Genomic DNA, 14,763 nt, shown 5'->3' with positions numbered 1-14,763 from the left:
CAATCAGCCTCGAGGTTGAGTTTATTAAGGTATGAAGCGCGCCCATGTCGGGAAATTTGACTAATTAGAGTAACGATAAGATGAAAATGAAATTCATACCGCCAATCATTGTACTGGCAGGTGCTGTTGGTTTTATGGTGTGGTTCTTTGTTAGCGGAGCTGCAATGCCTGGCGGCTGAAAGAACATCAATAAATGTGAGGCGTTTTTTACAGACAGGTCTCTATTACTTCAGATGCACCTGCAATTCAGTTAAGAAGGGCTGTATCTCGTTTGAGAATTTGAAAAAGCACCGTCACCAGGCGGTTATTTTATGTTTAACGTTACCAGCCCTGAAGCCGTCGTATCGCGAGCTGTAAAGCAATGTTGGGTCTGCCATTTGTGTCTATAGCCTCGTCCTGCGCGCGCTTAAGGCATAAGACTATGCGTCCCGCGCTAAAGTCTTCACCCGCCTGAGCAAACATTAAGCAGCATTCGCCTACCATCCTGCACCCTTCTCCAAAAGCCGAATTTTTACCTTGCATAGTTACTCCAGTAAACAGTAAACCTGAACATCAGATTTAACATAATAACTGAAATAATTGGATAAAGTTTGCGCAGGACATGAATTTCATCCCATTCTCATCTGAATTGCTCAAAACGGCAGTGAATTTTCTTTAATTACTAAACCCATTTCATTAAGCCAAATTCCCGGAAGAGACTAGTATGTTTTCGGGAGCATCGCTCTCGTTCCAAAACTAAATATTTAGTGATGATTCACTGGCCTTCGTTCGCGAGGGCTTTTTTGCGTCCCAATACTGACCTCATGCAGCGAACACAGCTATTTATGGGCTGTTATCCTTTTGATTGGATAATTATTACTCCGCTATGCTTATTTGGTTCTACCCGATCAAATTTCAAAACTGATGTTTATTGCCCGCCTGTCGCGGGCATCTTTTTATGATGCACAGTGTGTCATCAAACACCTGGTTGCCAGCATCGTTAACAATGAACGTTACCACGCCTTCAACCACAATCGCGCCATAGTCACTGGGCTCACAGGTGATTGAAGCCGCCTTTCAGCAGTCCATAAAGTCCCCGTCCATCATCAGGCGCTCCGACGGCGCGTCCCGGTTATCTATCAGTCCGGCGGCCAAAATCAGACTCCAGCCCATTGTTGCAGCCGCCTTGCTGACTCATACTGCCCGTAACACTGAAGAGATTTCGCGCATTAAATGAAAACAACAAATTGACGTTAACGCTTTGATTATAAAAGGATGAATATGACTGACTCTAAGAAAGCATTGATCATCGGCGCATCACGCGGTATCGGTTTGGGTGTGGTGGATGTACTCGCAAAACGCGGCTGGCAGGTCACCGCCACAACACGTGATGCCGTTCCGGCCAAAACACCGGCGGCTGTTGAATGGGTAAAACTGGACATCAATAAATCCGAAGCGCGGGAAGCGGTGAAAGACGCGCTGTCCGAAAGCCATTTTGATCTGATTTTTGTGAATGCAGGCGTATTTGGTCCGGATCATCAGGATATTGATCAGGCCAGCGACGAAGAAATTATTCAGCTATTTTTGACTAACGCCATTTCCCCTGTGCGTTGCGCCAGTGAATTACTGCCTTTCCTGAACCACCGTACCGGTGTGCTGGCGCTGATGACCTCTGAGCTGTCGAGTCTCAATGAGAATGACGTGGCAACTTATCCGCTTTATTCCGCCAGTAAAGCTGCGCTGAATATGCTGACCCGCGGGTTGCAGGCACAGATTGAAAAACAAGAACTGACGCTGCTTTCCGTGCATCCGGGCTGGGTACAGACCGATATGGGCGGTGAAAATGCCACGCTGACCGTGGCCGAAAGCGCCACCGGCATTGTTGATCAGTTCGAAGCCTGGCGCGGCAAAGGTGGCCATCACTTTGTTGAATATTCAGGCCGTGAACTGCGCTGGTAAATATGAAGTGAGCTGACAAAGGGCTTGATCAGTTTTTGTGTTAATGCCAGCATTAGGAAATAAACGTTTCCTAATGGTGGCATTTTTTATGGCATTCCCTTCACCGAAGGATCGCGGTCGTCCGCGTGAATTCGATACTGAACTTGCACTGGATAACGCCATGACGGTATTTCGCGAAAAAGGCTTTCATGCGGCGTCCATCAGCGATCTGAGTCAGGCCATGAACCTTACTGCAGGCAGTATTTACAAAGCCTTCAGCGATAAAAGGACCCTGTTTCTCAACGTATTTGAACGTTACACCTCACGGCGAAATACCCAGTTACGCCAGCAAATTGAACGCATCTCCACCGGCCGCGAACGCATTGCCGAAGTGCTGCGCTTTTATCTGCGTTCTTCTCATGAAATTGAAGGCCGCCGCGGGTGTCTGGTCGTCGGCAGCACCGTCGAATTACTCACGCTGGATGAGGAACTCGCCGCACTGGTGCGTCAGGCTATTATGCGCAATAAATTGTTCCTGACCTCCCTCATTGAACAGGGCCAGCAAGACGGTTCTGTCACCCCGGATATCGATGCGCAGGCCGCGTCATCCCTGATGTTATGGATTGTTTTGGGCATGCGTGTCGCCGGTAAAGTCGAAAACAATCACGCCAGCGAAACCACGCTGGAACTGGCGCTTAAAATTCTCGATTAAAAATTTTTTCTCATTTAGGAAATGATTATTTCCTAAATATGACTATAACGGAGATTGGCTATGAACGAGATGACCCCTTCTGTTGTTGTTACTGCCGAACCCTTTGCAGTGGCTGACCCCACCCTTTGCGGTTTTACCCATCGCTACGCCACGGTCGAAGGCGTGAGGATGCATTACGTCAGCGGCGGTAATCCGCAAGGCAAAGTCTTGCTGTTGCTGGCGGGTTTTCCGCAAACCTGGTACGCATGGCGTAATGTGATGAACGCGCTGGCACAGGATTTCTGGCTGGTGGCACCAGACCTGCCCGGTCAGGGTGATTCGGACCGCCCGCAGACCGGTTACGACACACAAAGTCTGGCGCAGAAAATCCACGGGTTAATGCAGCTTCTCGGGCATAAGCGTTACTCGCTGGCAGCGCATGACGTCGGCGCGTGGGTCGCTTATCCCTGCGCGGCGATGTATGGCGAGGAAGTACAACACCTGGCGCTGCTGGATGCGGGGATCCCCGGAATCACCTTGCCGGACGTGCTGCCGGTCACACCGGACAAATCGTGGAAAACCTGGCATTTTGCCTTCCACACATTGCCTGATTTGCCTGAAGCGCTGATCGCCGGTAACGAACGTGTCTATCTCGACTGGTTTTTGCGCCGGAAAACCGCTGCGCCGGATGCCTTCACAGATGACGATATCAGCGAGTATCTGCGGGTGTTCCTCAAAAGCGGCGGCCTGCGCGCCGGGCTGGCGTATTATCGTTCGGTTACTGAATCTGCGGAACAGAACCGCACACTTAATCGTGCCGGAAAATTAAAAATGCCTGTACTGGCGGTCAGCGCCGATCAGGGTTCGATCCCGGACATGGCCGTTCCCCTGCGCGCTTTCGCTGAAAATGTCACCGGCATCATCATCCCTCACAGCGGCCATTTCATTCCGGAGGAACAACCGGAAGTCTTAGCCCGTCACCTGCATAGTTTCTTCACAATGTGAGATGAAGATTTGCTGAACTTTTTATGATAAACATAGAACTCGGATTGTTTGTTAATAATTTGTATTCACAATAATTGCCGGGCTAACGAGTTTTCAAAAACCACAGACACGGCATCTTTCATTTTTCAGGGATTTGTCATGTCTGCTGCTTCCGGTAATTCAGACTCACTGTTACGGCACCGCTCGTTTGTCGCTTTCTGGATCGCCCGTGCAGCGTCCAGCTTTGGTTTCCAGATGCTTTCCATCGTGGTGAGCTGGCAGATTTATTCGATCACCGGCCGGGCGTTTGATCTCGGGCTGATCGGGTTGGTGCAGTTTTTACCTTCCGTCGCGCTTGCGCTGGTGGCAGGCCACGTTGCCGATCAGTTTGACCGCCGCCGCGTGGTGCTGCTCGGGCAAATCGCCGAATGGGTGGCGATTGGCTCGCTGGCTTATCTGACGCTGACACATCACGTCAATGAAGTGGTCGTGCTCGGACTGATTTTCGTGATTTCGACTGCCAAAGCGATGGAAGCCCCTTCATTACAGTCGATGTTGCCCGCGCTGGTGCCACCGAATTTGCTGGCCCGCGCAATGGCCGCCACCAGCGTTTCCGGACAGGCCGCGTCGATGGTTGGCCCGGCGCTGGGTGGCTTTCTGTATGTCGCGGGCGCGGGTGTGGCATACGCCGTGTGCGCCTGTCTGTATCTGTTATCTATCGTAATGGTCAGCCGTTTACGCTATGAACAGGCACAGCCGCATCGTGTACCGGCAACCTTCAAAACGCTGTTCGCAGGCATTGGTTTTATCCGCGCCCGCCCGGACGTGCTGGGCGTGATTTCGCTCGACTTGTTCGCGGTTTTACTCGGTGGCGCAACCGCCCTGTTACCCATTTTCGCTCACGACATTCTGCATACCGGTCCGTGGGGATTAGGCTTGCTACGTGGCGCACCGGCGGTCGGCGGTCTGATCGTCGGGTTCTGGCTGAGCCACCGCGCACTCAACCGTAATGTCGGAAAAATCATGTTCGCCGCCGTCGCCGGTTTCGGTGCCGCCACACTGGTTTTCGCGTTTTCCACTTCGCTCTGGTTATCGATGCTGGCGCTGTTTGCTCTCGGCGGTTTCGATATGATCAGCATGGTGATCCGCGGTGCGCTGGTACAGCTTGATACACCGGATGACATGCGCGGTCGTGTCAGCGCCGTGAACTCCATCTTCATAAACACCTCGAATCAGCTCGGTGAATTTGAATCCGGTCTGCTGGCCGCCTGGGTTGGCGCAGTTCCCGCCGCAGCCATCGGCGGTGTCGGCACGCTGATCGTGGTCGGATTGTGGATGACCTGGTTCCCCGGCCTGCGAAAAAGGCAGAAGCTGGAAAATGAAGTCGTTGAAGCTTAATCGCATCACGACACGCAAATCAGCGCCGTCCCTCTCATGAGTGGACGGCTGGGATGGCGTTATGCGTTTTAACGAGTTGCTCTGACTGGAATAATTCAATAATCCCCAATATAATCAGCTCATTCATTCACCAACGTTATATAAGGAGGATTGCCATGCTGACCCGTGAAGTTTTTTTAATTTCACTCGTCCTTAGCGATCGTCACTGCTCAGGCATTTCCGGCACCGTGCCGCGATAACCTGCTTGAGCGAAGCTAACTGACAACCTGAGAACTTCCCTCCGGCTTACCGGTTATCGTCGGCTTTTCTGACGACAGGCATCTTTGTGCCTGAAAACCTGAGTAAGCATTCATGACGACTTTATTATCCGCACAATCTTTATCTTTCGATAACGCCTTCGGCCCGTTACTGGCTGAGATTTCCTTCGGCCTGAAAAAAGGCGACCGCATTGGTCTCATCGGCCATAACGGCTGCGGCAAAAGCACCTTGCTGAAAATCCTCAGCGGTGAACTGGCGGCCTCCTCCGGCACCGTGACACTGGCGAATCAATGCCTGATGGCGCGCGTTGAACAGCATCTTCCCGCAGAACTCAATGATTGTACCCTGCTGGAATCGGTGCTCGGTCATCTGCCCGGCAGCCTTCATCAGCCCGAACCCTGGCAGGCGCAGGTGCTGCTTTCGGACCTGGGTTTTGATGAAAATGCCTGGGAACTGACGGCGGGTACGCTCAGTGGCGGCCAGCATACCCGTCTGCTGCTGGCGCGGGCGCTGATCCACCAGCCGGATTTACTGCTGCTCGATGAGCCAAGCAATCATCTGGATCTGCCGACATTACTGTGGCTGGAGCAGTTTCTGAAAAACTGGGCGGGCAGCTTTGTGCTGGTTTCCCATGACCGCAGTCTGCTGGACAGCGTAACCAACTCAACCTGGATCCTGCGCGATAAAACGCTGCAATTTATCCGCCTGCCTTGTACCCAGGCACGTCAGGCGCTGGAAGAAAAAGACATTGCCGACGCACTGCGTCGTAAAGCGGAGCAAAAGGAAATTGACCGCGTGACACTGAGCGCCAAACGGCTGGCCGTCTGGGGCAGCGTTTACGACAATGAGGGACTGGCGCGCAAGGCCAAGCAAATGGAAAAACACGTGGTGCGCATGAAGGAAGATCAAACTGACGTCACCGCAGGCAATCAGTGGAAACTTCGCCTGAACGGCGAAGCGCTGGCGGCGGATCGCGTGCTGGCGCTGGCTGATTTACAGGTGCGACCGGCGCCTGATGCCCCGGTGCTGTTCACCCTTGATGAAATGCGGGTGAAGAGCGGCGATCGTATCGCGCTGGTCGGGCGTAACGGTTGCGGTAAATCATCCCTTCTGCACAGTTTGTGGCAGGCGTTTATCTGCCCGGAAACGACGGTCAAAGGCGTGATTTTCCACCCGCGCGTGCGAATGGGTTATTACGATCAGAACCAACATCAATTGCAGGATAACGATTCGCTTTCTGATGCCCTGGCGCATTTCGCGCCGCTGACCGAAGAACAGCGAAAAATGGCGCTGATTGGCGCGGGATTTCCGTATATCCGTCATCAGCAAAAAGTGAGCACGCTCAGCGGTGGCGAACGTTCACGGCTGCTGTTTATCGGCCTGACGCTGGCGAACTATTCCCTTTTGTTACTTGATGAGCCGACCAACCATCTGGATCTGGAAGGTAAAGAGGAGCTGGCGGAAACGCTGAAAACCTTCAGCGGCGCAGTGCTGATGGTTTCCCATGACAGGACGCTGATCGAGCAAAGCTGCAACCGTTTCTGGCTGATAGACCAGCAGCGTCTGGAAGAATGGCATTCCCCCACGCCGGTGTATGCGATTCTGGCAGGCGCGGTTCCTCCTGCCGACGCGCCGGTGTCGGACGTGAGGCTGGAAAGCGTGGTGATTCAGGAAACTGAAGAGGAACGCTTGCTGGCGACACTGATGGCGCTGGAAAACAAGCTGGAAGACGACCTGGCGCGCAAACCAAAGCATCAGAAACCGGAACTGCAACGCCAGTGGCAACAAAAGATTGATGAACTGAATGCGTTGCTGGATCTGCTTTAAAGACATATGTTAAGAAACAGTATATTGATTTTTACTTACACAACGCATTGCTGTTCCTGCCGGAGAAATTATGTTTAACGTTTTACGTGCTGAGCCTAAAACCACCTTCGAATACGGCCCGTTCCGTATCCGCCGCATGCGCCCCGGGAAAATTCTGCCCGAAAATAGCGATGATGCATTCGGACCGCTCAGTGTTATCGATCATGCCAACCTGGAACTGGGTACGCTGGTGAAAATGCATGAGCATAACAACGATGAAATCTTCAGCTATATGTGGCGCGGTTCGATGGTGCACGAAGATTCTGCCGGTCATCGGATATCGCTCTCACCGAAAAAGCTGATGATGATGAATGCCGGAGAAAGCTTCTGGCATGAAGAATCCACGCCGCTGGTGCCCGCCGAAATGTTGCAGATTTTCATTCGTCCGCGCAAAGCAAACCTCGAGAGTCGTGTGCAGTTCATGGAACGTCCGGACGGCGTAAAGCAAAACGAATGGACGCTGCTGGCCGCGCCGGAAGGGATTGAATCCCCATTGGAAATTCGTCAGGCAGTATATGTTTATGACATCCGCATGGATGAAAATACCACCACGGAAATTCCGGCACATCCGGGATTTGCACAGTGGTTGTATGTCATGGATGGCGAAATCAGCATTGCGGACGTCAGCCTGTCAAAAGGTGATGCGATCAGTGATGAGGAAAGTGCATTGCCTGCCGCCTCGGCAAAAAAAGAAACCACCCTGGTGTGTTTCCTCGTTTGTCTGGGTGCGGAAGCCATTCTGGAAGGGGCGATTAGCGGAAAGTAATTAAAATCTGGCAGTTAAAATATAAAAGCCCCAGTTGTTAAACCGGGGCTTTTAAGGTACTACCAAATTAATATTTAACATTCATCAACTTAATTACATATTACAACTTCTAAAGATGCACATATTTTCACAGGATATATTTTGAAGCCAGGTAACGCTATCCTCCTATAATTTTGTGGAATAACATCGGTATCCTGTTAATTTCACTTATACCGGTTTTCAGTCGGGATAAATGAGTACATCACCCTCGCGATATATACTCTTTGATGCGTGACCTTACTCTCGTCGCGATATTCTCGATTTCAGACTTAACGTACCCAAATCGCGAACATTACTCTGACTAACAAGGCGTTACATCATCGCGTTTTCTTCCACATCATGCGATTTTACAGCTTTACTGCATGGCCTTAAAGCATCATCTCACGGATTTTAAATGACAATCCGGTGTTGAATCACCCAAACTAAAATACTTCGTGGCCTTTATCGCATCTCATTACTTGCAAGTTTATCAACCTGCTAAATGCACCGCGAAATAAAATTTTCATCCCATTTCTCTCTGGTGCTGAGTTCTAATCTACTCGTTATAAATCGTGTGTCAACCCTGTATTTACGAACAGGTTTTTTAATCTATGCCATATTAGAAAACATAATGAAATCTGTGACCTATACCAAAGATATTGATAAGGCAAGTAACCAAAAAGTCGAATAAAAATAATCCTGCGTGCACATCTCCTGCCTCCCCGCCCCGCTGAACGTGATAACAACTACTTTTGTACCAGCAAGCTAGTTCAACAGTGTACATCAGTGTTCAAATCCACTATATTGCTGCGCTCATGGCCCTGACCGCAGCATAAACGCGCGATTTCCGGACAATTTTCATATCAAATCTTTTACAGCAATTCACTTAACGAATCGTGATAAAAGCCACGCGAGGATCCGCACTATGGCGACGCTTTCCGTGACCGCTCCGCAGCATTCTGTATTGGGTGGCGCAATGATTATCGGTGGAACTATCATCGGTGCAGGGATGTTTTCTTTGCCGGTGGTGATGTCCGGAGCCTGGTTTTTCTGGTCAGTTGCCGCATTGATTTTTACCTGGTTCTGTATGCTGCACTCCGGCCTGATGATCCTCGAAGCGAATCTTAACTATCCTGTAGGGTCGAGTTTTAATACCGTCACCGGCGATTTGCTGGGGAAAAACTGGAACCGGCTGAATGGCATGACCATCGCGTTCGTGCTGTATATCCTGACTTATGCTTATATTTCTGCCAGCGGTTCGGTTATTCAACATACGCTGCGCGAAATGGCAGTGAGCTTTTCTCCCCGCCTCGGCGGCCTGCTGACCGCACTGGCAGTTGCGTTTATTGTCTGGCTCAGCACCCGCGCCGTGAGTCGCATGACCGCAATTGTGCTGGGTGCCAAAATCATCGCCTTCTTCCTGACATTTGGCAGCTTACTGTGGCACATCAAACCGGTAAATTTGCTTAACAGCGTGGAGTTGAACCCGAGTTACACACCGTATGTGCTGGCGACGCTGCCGTTTTGTCTCGCCTCGTTTGGCTATCACGGTAACGTACCGAGCCTGATGAAATATTACGGCAAGAACCCGCAGATCATCAAAAGATGCCTGTTGCTGGGTACCCTTATGGCGTTCGGGCTGTATGTCATCTGGATGCTGGGCACGATGGGTAACATTCCACGCACGGCGTTTATTGGCATCGCCGAACGTGGTGGCAATATTGATGTGCTGGTGCAATCGCTGAGTCAGATCCTCAACAGTGCGGGGCTGGATTTGCTGCTGACCATTTTCTCCAACTTCGCCGTGGCCTGTTCATTCCTGGGCGTGACGCTCGGATTATTCGACTATCTGGCTGACCTTTTCAAATTCGACGACAGCCGTACCGGTCGATTTAAAACCGCACTGATCACCTTTGTGCCGCCGATCATTGGCGGTGTGATCTACCCGGATGGTTTTATTTACGCGATTGGTTTTGCCGGTCTCGCCGCCACGGTCTGGGCGGTGATTGTTCCGGCACTTATGGCACGGGCATCACGCCAGCGCTTCGGCAGCCCGCTCTACCGTGTATGGGGCGGCAATAAAATGATTGTGCTGGTGCTGTTGTTTGGCGTACTGAATGCGGTAGTGCACATTCTGTCGAGCATAAATTTACTGCCGGTATATCGTTAAATGATTTCCACCCGTTTTGTCCGTCGGACAGGGCTGGTGCATCAAAAGACATAGGGTATAGCAAAGACAGAGGTGAGGCAGGAAGGATTTCTGAAGGCAATCACATCACGCAGCCTGCTCTTTGCTTAATACAAACAGGCCGCGATCATAGAGAAGGTCGTTAACGTTACGCTTTATTCACTGAAACAATTTCTTTGATGAAGGTGAAGTTCGAATCGCCGTGATCAGTTTTGATCGTCGGGTAAATTCTTTCGCCTTTCTTCACAAAGCCAGTGACTTCATGGGTTGAGCCGTTCTTGACAGTAAAGCTATCGCCAACACTGATGGAACTTGCAACTTCGCTCATAACAATCCTTAACTCTTACTTCATTGAACTTCAATAAACCCGTGTGTTGCTGATCGATGGTAGGCTTTTATGCGGCAGGTAGCCAGCGGCGTCATCAGAATCGCTCAAAAAGGGAATACGGCGTCCTGACGCGCCGGTACTAAGTATTCGGTGCGGCCTGACGCGGCTTAATCGATTTGCGCAGTAAATTCGCCGTCAGCGCCAGCAGGAAAATGGCCGCCTGCACCAGAACGATTGTCGGCCCGGTCGCAGCATCAATATAGAAGCTGATAAAAGTGCCTGAGATGGCCGCAAAAAGTGACGTTGTCACGGAAACCACCAGCATCTTCGTCAACGTCTTACACAGCAGAAACGCCGTAATGCCCGGCGTAATCAGCATCGCCACCACCAGCACCACACCGACAGCCTGTAACGCTGCGACAATGGTCAGTGCCAGCATACACAACAACGCATAGTGATAAAAACGTACCGGCAGCCCGATGACTTTCGCCTGTACAGGATCAAAACAAAACAGCATCAGGTCTTTAAATTTGAGGATAATCGCCAGCGTCACGACAGCGGCGATAATCAGGGTTTGCAACATTTCACTGTCGGTCACACCCAGCACGTTGCCAAACAAAATGTGGCTGAGATGCTGCTCGGTATTCACCCGCGAGAACAGCACCAGACCACCGGCAAACATACCGGAGAAGACGATCCCCATTACCGAATCTTCTTTCACCCGGCAATGTTCTTTGATGAAACCCGTCGCGACCGCGCAAAACAGGCCGGAACCGAACGCGCCAATCACCAGCGGAATTCCTGCCAGATAGGCCAGCACTACGCCCGGAAGGACCGCATGAGAAATGGCGTCCCCCATCAGCGACCAGCCTTTGAGTACCAGAAAACAGGAAAACATTGCGCAGACGATACTGGTGGCCGCAGCGGTCAGCAGAGCACGTTGCATAAAATCGAAGCTCAGCGGCTCCATCAGCACATCAAACCAGGACATCATGCGCGGCTCCGGTTTTTAATGCGGAAATGATTCACCAGCCAGCCATGTTTCGGCGCGAACAAGAACGCCAGCAGGAAGACGGTGGTTTGCAGACAAACAATCACCCCGCCGGTTGCACCATCGAGGAAATAACTCAGCCATGCCCCCGCTGCACTGGTCACTGCACCGATGATCACAGAAATAATGAGCAGGTGTGAAAAACGGTCTGACAGCAGATAGGCCGTTGCGCCGGGTGTGATGACCATTGCGATCACTAAAATTGCGCCGACAGTTTGTAACGCCGCTACGCTGCACGCGCTGAAAATAGTGAAGAAAATCACTTTCAGCCACAGCGGCGAAAGGCCGACCGAAACCGCATGCGCTTCGTCGAAAAATACCGCCAGCAGGTCACGCCAGATAAGACACAGCACCAGCAGCGAAACGCCGACAATAATTTGTACCTGTAAAATATCGGCGTCATCAATCCCTAAAATATTGCCGAACAGAATCGACTGCACGTTAACGGATGTCGGGTTAAGCGACACCAGTAACAGGCCAAGGGCAAAGAACGTGGAGAACACAAAACCGATAATCGCGTCTTCCCGCAGTTTGGTGAAGTGACGCAACAGTGTCATGCAAAGTGCGGCCAGAATACCGGTCCCGAATGCGCCGATCGCGTAGGGAAAGCCCAGCGCGTAAGCGCCCGCGACACCGGGCACTACCGAATGCGACAACGCATCGCCCATCAGTGACCAGCCTTTGAGCATCAGATACGCCGATAAAAAGGCACACACTGCACCGACCCCCGCACTCACCCAGATGGCTTTCACCATATAGTTGTACTGAAACGGCTCCAGCAACAGTTCGGTCATACCGCCCGCCTCACCGGTTCTTGTGGCACCAGATAGCCGATATTACGCAGCGCACCGCCAAAGGTATTTTCAAGATTCTGATGGGTAAAGGTGGTTTCCAGCGGACCGGAAGCCATCACCGTGCGGTTAATCAGCACCACGCGATCACAAAAATCGGGCACGCTGGCGATGTTGTGCGTCGACACCAGAATCAGATGTCCTTCCTCGCGCAGTTGTCGCAGCAATTCGATAATGGCGTTTTCAGTTTTGATATCCACGCCGGTAAACGGCTCATCAAGCAACATCACCCGCCCTTGTTGTGCCAGCGCACGCGCCAGGAAAACGCGTTTTTTCTGACCGCCGGAAAGCTCTCCAATCTGGCGGTGGGCCAGCTCCGTCAGCCCAACACGCGCCAGCGCGGAAGCAACTTGTTTTTTATCTTCCTGTGAGGGAATGCGCAGAAACGACATTTTGCCATAGCGCCCCATCATCACCACATCCCGCACCAGCACCGGGAAATTCCAGTCCACCTCTTCCGACTGCGGCACATACGCGATCAGATTTTGTTTCAGTGCTTTGGCGACATTGAGACCATCAAGTGTCACCCGCCCGTGCGTCGGACGGATAATCCCCATAATGGTTTTAAACAGCGTGGATTTACCGCTGCCGTTCACGCCCAGCAGTGCGCAAATCGAGCCGCCGTGCAGCGTGAACGAGGCATTCTCAATCGCGGTATGCCCGTTGTTGTAGGTCACCGAAATATCATCAACCTTGAGATGCAGCCTGGTGTCACTCATTGTCCGAACCCTTCTGCGATGGTACTCACCGTGACTTTCAGCAAATCAATGTAAGTCGGCACCGGCCCGTCAGCGGCAGACAGTGAATCGACATACAACACGCCGCCATATTTCGCGCCCGTCTCTTTACTGACCTGCTTCGCCGGTTTGTCCGAGATTGTGCTTTCGCTGAATACCACCGGGATATTTTGCTGACGCACCAGATCGATGATTTTTTTCACCTGCTGCGGCGTACCCTGTTCTTCAGCATTGATCGGCCACAGGTAGGCTTCTTTCAATCCATAATCTTTCGCCAGATAACTGAACGCGCCTTCGCTGGTCACCAGCCAGCGCTGTCCTTCCGGGATTTTCGCCAGACGCTCACGCAACGGCGCATCGAGCAGGCTGATTTTTTCGGCATAATTTTTAGCATTGCGGTCATAAACGGCGGCGTTTTCAGGGTCATATTTCACCAGCGCGGCGCGGATATTTTCGACGTAAACCAGCGCATTTTTCGCGGACATCCAGGCATGAGGGTTTGGATTGCCGACATACGGTCCTTCCTGAATAGGCAGAGGCGCGATGCCGTCCGTCACTGTCGCAGAAGGCACATTCCTGATGTTGGCAAAAAAACGACCAAACCAGCGTTCAAGGTTAAAACCGTTCCACAAAATGAGATCCGCCGACTGGGTTTTCACGATGTCACGCGGCGTCGGCTGGTAATCATGAATTTCTGCGCCGGGTTTGGTGATGGATTCTACCGTCGCCGCATCACCGGCAACGTTCTGCGCGATATCCTGGATCACTGTGAAAGTGGTGACGACTTTAAACTTCTTTTTGTCTTTTTCGGCCGCCTGCGCGTTTCCGGTGATCAGCGCCACGATCATCCCGACCAGCATCAGTCGCAAACGAAACGGCGAATAGCTGAATAATTTTAAAATGCTTTGTCCTTTTTCCATCAAATCTCTCCTGTCACTCTGCGCATTAACCGGCGGTTTATTATTCAGGTATAGCACAGGCTATACTCCATAGCCAAGGCAAAGTTTTCAGAAATTGGTAGATGTGTGTACTTGGTTTACAATGCGTGAGTTGCCGTGGTGTACGCGGCAACGGTAAAAACCGTTGAGCAAGAAAGAGGCAGGCGTAGTGAAAGAAAAAAAAATAAATCCATTACTGGATGTGGAAGAACACGCTCAGGGTTTTTTACAGGTGCGCGAGGCACATCGCCGGGAATTAATGGACGATTACGTTGAGCTGATTTCAGACTTAATCCACGAATTTGGCGAAGCGCGTCAGGTCGATTTGGCCGCGCGGCTGGGGGTTTCTCAGCCTACCGTCGCAAAAACGCTCAAACGACTGGCCAATGCCGGGCTGGTTCATCAGTTACCCTATCGCGGAACCTTCCTTACGCCTGAAGGTGAGCGGCTGGCAGCGGAAAACCGCGAGCGTCATAACGTCGTAGAAGCGTTCTTTATTGCCCTTGGGATCAGCCCCGAAACCGCGCGCCTCGATGCAGAAGGTGTTGAGCATCACGTCAGCGATGAAACGCTTGAAGCGTTCAGACGCTTTACGGCAGAGAAAAAATCCTGATTTAACGCCGCATCTCATCCGCCGCCGGGTTGGTTTTTTAACAGAACCGGGCGGTTTTCCCCGATATTCCCACGCCCTCTCCGATGTTCGTAAAGTAATCTTTTCCCGTGAATTTTTTGCTCACAATTGCTGGCGTTACCTTGTCAGATTCACCCTGAT

The 14,763-nt window shown here is 51.6% G+C and carries 13 protein-coding genes; 8 read left to right on the top strand and 5 right to left on the bottom strand.

Annotation, left to right across the window (positions count from 1 at the left end; all coding sequences use genetic code 11):
- Nucleotides 1-1,260 precede the first annotated feature (1,260 nt).
- From DXU84_RS07615 to mtr, 7 genes are all read left to right on the top strand, one after another.
- Nucleotides 1,261-1,938 carry an SDR family oxidoreductase gene (locus DXU84_RS07615; RefSeq protein WP_013578279.1) on the top strand — a complete coding sequence of 226 codons (678 nt, stop codon included), beginning with the start codon at nucleotides 1,261-1,263 and terminating at the stop codon, nucleotides 1,936-1,938.
- A gap of 88 nt (nucleotides 1,939-2,026) precedes the next feature.
- Nucleotides 2,027-2,629, top strand: a complete 603-nt coding sequence (locus tag DXU84_RS07610; protein ID WP_223509562.1) for a TetR/AcrR family transcriptional regulator — start codon at nucleotides 2,027-2,029, stop codon at nucleotides 2,627-2,629.
- A gap of 60 nt (nucleotides 2,630-2,689) precedes the next feature.
- Nucleotides 2,690-3,613 (top strand): alpha/beta fold hydrolase, encoded by a 924-nt coding sequence (locus DXU84_RS07605; protein WP_013578277.1) that lies wholly within the window; start codon nucleotides 2,690-2,692, stop codon nucleotides 3,611-3,613.
- Nucleotides 3,614-3,751: 138 nt separating this feature from the next.
- Nucleotides 3,752-4,990 carry an MFS transporter gene (locus DXU84_RS07600; RefSeq protein ID WP_013578276.1) on the top strand — a complete coding sequence of 413 codons (1,239 nt, stop codon included), beginning with the start codon at nucleotides 3,752-3,754 and terminating at the stop codon, nucleotides 4,988-4,990.
- Between the two features lie 351 nt (nucleotides 4,991-5,341).
- On the top strand, nucleotides 5,342-7,075 hold the full coding sequence (locus DXU84_RS07595) for an ABC-F family ATP-binding cassette domain-containing protein (protein WP_014416697.1): 1,734 nt from the start codon (nucleotides 5,342-5,344) through the stop codon (nucleotides 7,073-7,075).
- 70 nt (nucleotides 7,076-7,145) lie between these two features.
- Nucleotides 7,146-7,880, top strand: a complete 735-nt coding sequence (locus tag DXU84_RS07590; RefSeq protein ID WP_014416696.1) for a pirin family protein — start codon at nucleotides 7,146-7,148, stop codon at nucleotides 7,878-7,880.
- Between the two features lie 943 nt (nucleotides 7,881-8,823).
- Nucleotides 8,824-10,068 carry a tryptophan permease gene (gene mtr / locus DXU84_RS07585; protein ID WP_153375292.1) on the top strand — a complete coding sequence of 415 codons (1,245 nt, stop codon included), beginning with the start codon at nucleotides 8,824-8,826 and terminating at the stop codon, nucleotides 10,066-10,068.
- A gap of 166 nt (nucleotides 10,069-10,234) precedes the next feature.
- Here mtr and DXU84_RS07580 read toward each other — a convergent pair whose 3' ends face one another.
- The 5 genes from DXU84_RS07580 to DXU84_RS07560 all read right to left on the bottom strand — a co-directional run bounded on the left by DXU84_RS07580 (nucleotide 10,235) and on the right by DXU84_RS07560 (nucleotide 13,913).
- A complete protein-coding gene (locus DXU84_RS07580) occupies nucleotides 10,235-10,414 on the bottom strand; it encodes a hypothetical protein (RefSeq protein ID WP_013578204.1) in 180 nt (59 codons plus the stop codon).
- Nucleotides 10,415-10,553: 139 nt separating this feature from the next.
- Nucleotides 10,554-11,408 (bottom strand): metal ABC transporter permease, encoded by an 855-nt coding sequence (locus DXU84_RS07575; RefSeq protein ID WP_014416695.1) that lies wholly within the window; start codon nucleotides 11,406-11,408, stop codon nucleotides 10,554-10,556.
- Nucleotides 11,405-12,259, bottom strand: a complete 855-nt coding sequence (locus DXU84_RS07570; protein ID WP_013578202.1) for a metal ABC transporter permease — start codon at nucleotides 12,257-12,259, stop codon at nucleotides 11,405-11,407. Before DXU84_RS07570 ends, DXU84_RS07575 begins: the two co-directional genes overlap by 4 nt.
- Nucleotides 12,256-13,035, bottom strand: a complete 780-nt coding sequence (locus tag DXU84_RS07565) for an ATP-binding cassette domain-containing protein (RefSeq protein ID WP_037032910.1) — start codon at nucleotides 13,033-13,035, stop codon at nucleotides 12,256-12,258. The genes DXU84_RS07570 and DXU84_RS07565 overlap by 4 nt, the downstream gene beginning before the upstream one ends.
- A complete protein-coding gene (locus DXU84_RS07560) occupies nucleotides 13,032-13,913 on the bottom strand; it encodes a metal ABC transporter substrate-binding protein (protein ID WP_370447456.1) in 882 nt (293 codons plus the stop codon). The genes DXU84_RS07565 and DXU84_RS07560 overlap by 4 nt, the downstream gene beginning before the upstream one ends.
- Nucleotides 13,914-14,160: 247 nt before the next feature.
- On the opposite strand from DXU84_RS07560, the gene mntR reads away from it, so the two are divergent.
- On the top strand, nucleotides 14,161-14,604 hold the full coding sequence (gene mntR, locus DXU84_RS07555) for a manganese-binding transcriptional regulator MntR (protein WP_013578199.1): 444 nt from the start codon (nucleotides 14,161-14,163) through the stop codon (nucleotides 14,602-14,604).
- Nucleotides 14,605-14,763 lie beyond the last annotated feature (159 nt).

The organism is Rahnella sp. RcJ3 (assembly GCF_009498575.1).
GTDB lineage: Bacteria > Pseudomonadota > Gammaproteobacteria > Enterobacterales > Enterobacteriaceae > Rahnella > Rahnella aceris.
This window is presented reverse-complemented; position numbering and strand designations above follow the sequence as displayed.

What these genes read in the sequence shown, in the direction of transcription:
- DXU84_RS07615 (WP_013578279.1), top strand. Translation starts at nt 1,261, where the DNA reads ATGACTGACTCTAAGAAAGCATTGATCATCGGCGCATCACGCGGTATC.
- DXU84_RS07610 (WP_223509562.1), top strand. Translation starts at nt 2,027, where the DNA reads ATGGCATTCCCTTCACCGAAGGATCGCGGTCGTCCGCGTGAATTCGAT.
- DXU84_RS07605 (WP_013578277.1), top strand. Translation starts at nt 2,690, where the DNA reads ATGAACGAGATGACCCCTTCTGTTGTTGTTACTGCCGAACCCTTTGCA.
- DXU84_RS07600 (WP_013578276.1), top strand. Translation starts at nt 3,752, where the DNA reads ATGTCTGCTGCTTCCGGTAATTCAGACTCACTGTTACGGCACCGCTCG.
- DXU84_RS07595 (WP_014416697.1), top strand. Translation starts at nt 5,342, where the DNA reads ATGACGACTTTATTATCCGCACAATCTTTATCTTTCGATAACGCCTTC.
- DXU84_RS07590 (WP_014416696.1), top strand. Translation starts at nt 7,146, where the DNA reads ATGTTTAACGTTTTACGTGCTGAGCCTAAAACCACCTTCGAATACGGC.
- mtr (WP_153375292.1), top strand. Translation starts at nt 8,824, where the DNA reads ATGGCGACGCTTTCCGTGACCGCTCCGCAGCATTCTGTATTGGGTGGC.
- DXU84_RS07580 (WP_013578204.1), bottom strand. Translation starts at nt 10,414, where the DNA reads ATGAGCGAAGTTGCAAGTTCCATCAGTGTTGGCGATAGCTTTACTGTC.
- DXU84_RS07575 (WP_014416695.1), bottom strand. Translation starts at nt 11,408, where the DNA reads ATGATGTCCTGGTTTGATGTGCTGATGGAGCCGCTGAGCTTCGATTTT.
- DXU84_RS07570 (WP_013578202.1), bottom strand. Translation starts at nt 12,259, where the DNA reads ATGACCGAACTGTTGCTGGAGCCGTTTCAGTACAACTATATGGTGAAA.
- DXU84_RS07565 (WP_037032910.1), bottom strand. Translation starts at nt 13,035, where the DNA reads ATGAGTGACACCAGGCTGCATCTCAAGGTTGATGATATTTCGGTGACC.
- DXU84_RS07560 (WP_370447456.1), bottom strand. Translation starts at nt 13,913, where the DNA reads ATGCTGGTCGGGATGATCGTGGCGCTGATCACCGGAAACGCGCAGGCG.